4 protein-coding genes are annotated in these 3,980 nt (G+C 64.0%); 1 reads left to right on the top strand and 3 read right to left on the bottom strand.

Translation table 11 applies throughout. The annotated features are described in order from the left end of the window. From ACFDTG_RS16385 to ACFDTG_RS16375, 3 genes are all read right to left on the bottom strand, one after another. A partial coding sequence (locus tag ACFDTG_RS16385; protein ID WP_375291991.1) for a lipid II flippase family protein occupies window positions 1-343 on the bottom strand: 343 nt, incomplete at its 3' end. Between the two features lie 121 nt (window positions 344-464). Beyond that, a complete protein-coding gene (locus ACFDTG_RS16380; protein WP_375291990.1) occupies window positions 465-818 on the bottom strand; it encodes a hypothetical protein in 354 nt (117 codons plus the stop codon). A 31-nt stretch (window positions 819-849) separates the two neighbouring features. Beyond that, entirely contained in the window at window positions 850-2,031 is a 1,182-nt protein-coding gene (locus ACFDTG_RS16375) for a VWA domain-containing protein (protein ID WP_375291989.1), read from the bottom strand. 148 nt (window positions 2,032-2,179) lie between these two features. Between ACFDTG_RS16375 and ACFDTG_RS16370 the strand changes: the two genes are divergently transcribed. Further along, entirely contained in the window at window positions 2,180-3,580 is a 1,401-nt protein-coding gene (locus ACFDTG_RS16370; protein WP_375291988.1) for a methyl-accepting chemotaxis protein, read from the top strand. Window positions 3,581-3,980 lie beyond the last annotated feature (400 nt).

Genomic DNA, 3,980 nt, shown 5'->3' with positions numbered 1-3,980 from the left:
GGTGCTGGAAATGCCCGATGGCGCTGGCAAACAGGCGCTGCGCGGTAGGCACCAGTACTATGCCGACCAGCACCGCCACGCTGGCGCTGGCGAGCACGATGCGGAAATCGTCCGCCAGGTTTGCGCCCCCGCCATCGGCGAGGCGGTTTTCGATCCGCTTGGCGAGAAAAGGTCCGAGGAAGCCGTTGGCCGTGCGGCTGACCAGAACCAGCACGTTGAACAGCGCGAAGCTCATCGCGATCCGCCGCGTCCGCACCCCCGCGACCCGCGCCGCATAGGCCAGCGCCCCGATGAGGTTGATCCCGAAGGTGAGCGCGCAGATGACGACGAGCTGGGTGTCCATGCGCGCGCCCTTAGGCCCGGTTTCAGTGCCCAGCCATCACAATTCGGACAGTCTTGCGGATCGGAAGGCGATGCCCGTCGTCTGGCGCTAAACGACGCCCGCGCTTGCCTTGAATATCGCCCTATCGCGCTGGTATCAGCATCGGCTCGCCGACTTGCGGAACGGGACGCTGATCGGCCGGATCCCCGCTCATGACCAGCACGGGGCACCCGTCCACACTGCGGTCCACGGCATAGAAATGCTTCGCCTCGGCGGGATCGGCAGGTTCGCGATCCAATTCGGGCTTGCCCGCGACGGCACGAGCCTGTTCGATGGTTTCGCGGCAGGCGCGGCGCGCTTCGGCATCGGCCACGTCCTTCCACCGAGTGGCGGGTTCCTCATATCCCGGCAGGCCGGCAAGCGGATCGCCCGGAACGTCCGGCGGTACGGCGCCGGCCAGCAGCACTAGCGATGTTACGGCAATGACGGTTCGCATGTTGCATCTCCCCGCAAAGTGTCTGGCGGCTCTATCCTTGCTTGCGGCTTAACTCGCGCATGGCATCGTCCAGCCCGTCCAAGGTCAGCGGGTACATCCGGTCGTTGACGAGATGCTTCATTACCTTCGTGGACTGCGAATAGCCCCACTGCTTTTCGGGCACGGGGTTGAGCCACACCGTCGCGGGATAGGTGTTGGTCACGCGGCTCATCCAGGTGGCGCCCGCTTCCTCGTTCATATGCTCGACGCTGCCGCCCTGGTGGGTGATTTCATAGGGGCTCATGGCCGCATCGCCCACGAACACCACCTTGTAGTCGTGCCCGTATTTATGGAGGATATCCCAGGTCTTGGTGCGTTCCTGCCAGCGCCGGCGATTGTCCTTCCACACCCCTTCGTAAAGGCAGTTGTGGAAGTAGAAGAACTCCAGATTCTTGAACTCCGCCGTGGCGGCGCTGAACAGTTCCTCCACCAGCTTGATGAACGGATCCATCGATCCGCCGACGTCCAGAAACAGCAGCAGTTTCACGGCATTGCGGCGTTCGGGCCGCATCCGGATATCGAGCCAGCCCTGCTTGGCCGTGCCGCGGATCGTGGCGTCGAGATCCAGCTGGTCGGCCGCACCCTCGCGCGCGAAGCGGCGCAGGCGGCGCAGCGCCATCTTGATGTTGCGTGTGCCCAGTTCCTTGGTGTTGTCGAGGTTCTTGAACTCGCGCTTGTCCCACACTTTCACCGCGCGCTTGTGCCGGCTTTCGCCGCCGATCCGCACGCCTTCGGGGTTGTAGCCCGAATTGCCGAACGGGCTGGTGCCCCCGGTGCCGATCCACTTGTTCCCGCCCTGGTGGCGTTCGTGCTGTTCCTCGAGCCGCTTCTTCAGCGTCTCCATGATCTCGTCCCAGTCACCCAGAGACTTGATCTTCTCCATTTCCTCTTCGGACAGGAACTTCTCGGCCACGGCCTTCAGCCAGTCTTCCGGAATATCGACCGGGTTCTGGCCGTAATCGGTCATTATGCCCTTGAAGACCTTGGAGAACACCTGGTCGAACCGGTCGATCAGCCCCTCGTCCTTAACGAAGGTGGCGCGGCTGAGGTAATAGAACGCCTCGGGCGTCTGCTCTATCACATCCTTGTCGAGCGCCTCCAGCAAGGTGAGGTGTTCCTTGAAGCTGGCGGGGATGCCCGCCGAGCGCAGCTCGTCCACGAAGTTGAAAAACATGGGCGCCACCCTAGCGCGGCTTTTCCACCATCGCCAGCGCGTCCGCGATTGCCGGTCCGCTTGGTTAGCAATTTTCTAACCAAACCCTGCGTATTGCAGATGCGAACCGGGGCCGCCGGATAGGCCCCGCGAAGGGACGCGCGAACACATGGAATTACTGCCTGTCGACTCCACCGGCGCCGCGGCACTCGACCGGATACCCGAAGCCTGCGGCAAGGTTACCGTCGGCTGTTCCGATGTCGCCGGCATCGTCCAGGCGGTGATAGAGACATCGGCCGTCCTGCGCGCCGAGCATATCGAGCTGCAGGGGACGGTTCAGGAGCTGGAAAAGGACCAGCGCCGCGTGGCCGAAGCGAGCGAGGAAGCGCGCCTCCTCTCCGCCCGCGCCATCGACAGGCTGGGGCAGGGCTCCCTGCAGATTCAGTCATCTCTGGCGCAGATCACCGACCTTCTGGACCTGGTGGCGACGCTGGGCACGCACGTCACCGGCTTTGCCGCCGCGATGGAGCAGGTGCAGCGCTGTTCCAAGGACATCGAACAGATCGCCGAAACCACCAATATTCTGGCGCTCAACGCCACCATCGAGGCGATGCGCGCGGGCGCAGCGGGCCGCACCTTCGCCGTGGTCGCCAACGAGGTGAAGGGTCTGGCGGGCGAAACCCGCAAGGCGACCGACGAGATCGCCGCGGTCATCGGCACGCTGGGCAAGGAGGCCGCGACCGTCATCGAGCGCATCGAGGTTGGTGCCTCTGCGAGCCAGCAGGCCAAGGCATCGGTCGCCAGCATCGAAGCGACCATGAGCAATGTGTCCCATCTGGTGGGAGAGGTGGACAACCAGAACGAGACCATCGCCCGCGCCACCAGCATGATGACCGGCAACGTCACCCGCGTGCAGCAGGTCATCGACAGCTTCGACAAGGCCGCTTCTGACAACGAAGCCAAGCTGGAAGTTGCCCATTCGCGCATGGAAGACCTGGAGCTGACCGCGAGCGAGATGTTCGACCGCCTGGTCCACGCCGGGCTTTCGCCGCAGGACAGCGAGATGGTCGGCATCGCGCAGCAGAAGGCCCGCGAGGTTGCGGAAATGGCGGAGGAGGCCATCAAGGCTGGCGACATCAGCGAAGCGGCGGTGTTCGATCAGGATTACTGCCTGATCGAAGGCAGCAACCCGCAGCGGTTCCGCACTCGCTTTACCGAATGGGCGCATGGCAACTGGCGCCACAAGCTGGATGAGGTGGAAAGAGCCGATACCCGCGTGATGGCATCGGCCTGCACCGATACGCTGGGCTATCTTCCCACCCATCTTTCCAAGCATTCCAAGGCCCCGACAGGGGATCTGGCGCATGACACGCAATTCTGCCGCAACGGGCGCATCCTGTTCGATCCGCTGGATCAGAAAGCCAAGAAGAGCACCGCGCCATACATGATGGCGGTTTATCGCCAGGAAGGCGACGGCAAGGTCTACAAGGTGGTGCGCAACATCTACGTGCCCCTGTTCATCAATGGCCGCCGCTGGGGCGATTTCGAACTGGCCTATACATTCGGGTAGGCGCGACGAGGGATCCGGCGGCGAGCCCGGACGATAACGCCAAGGGAAAGCGCGCATACCCCACGCTCGATCAGCGCAGCGGTAGCGCAACAAAAGATCACGCGGCCGGAGCGTCGACGTGCCGGATCGGGCACGGGCCGCTCGGAGCGATGAGCAGAAACCGTTTGGCGGCGCGGTCTGGATCGGTACCCCTGCCGGGTGTCCAGTGCGCTGCTCTGACCGCGCAAGGGACCATCCAAACCCGAGCCCAGATCAAACCCTGCGGCGGCATCCGGGCAATCGCGACGGGGAGGGCTCGCCTGATGAAGCGGGACCCTGCCGCGATCCTCGCCGCCTGGCCTGGGACGCATCGGCCGTCGAGCGCAATATCCAGGGGGCGGCTCGTCATCACGGCCTCCCC

The sequence above is a fragment of the Qipengyuania sp. genome (assembly GCF_042095715.1).
Classification (GTDB): Bacteria; Pseudomonadota; Alphaproteobacteria; order Sphingomonadales; family Sphingomonadaceae; genus Qipengyuania.
The sequence above is the reverse complement of the archived record's forward strand: the minus strand, read 5'-3'. Positions and strand labels throughout refer to the sequence as shown.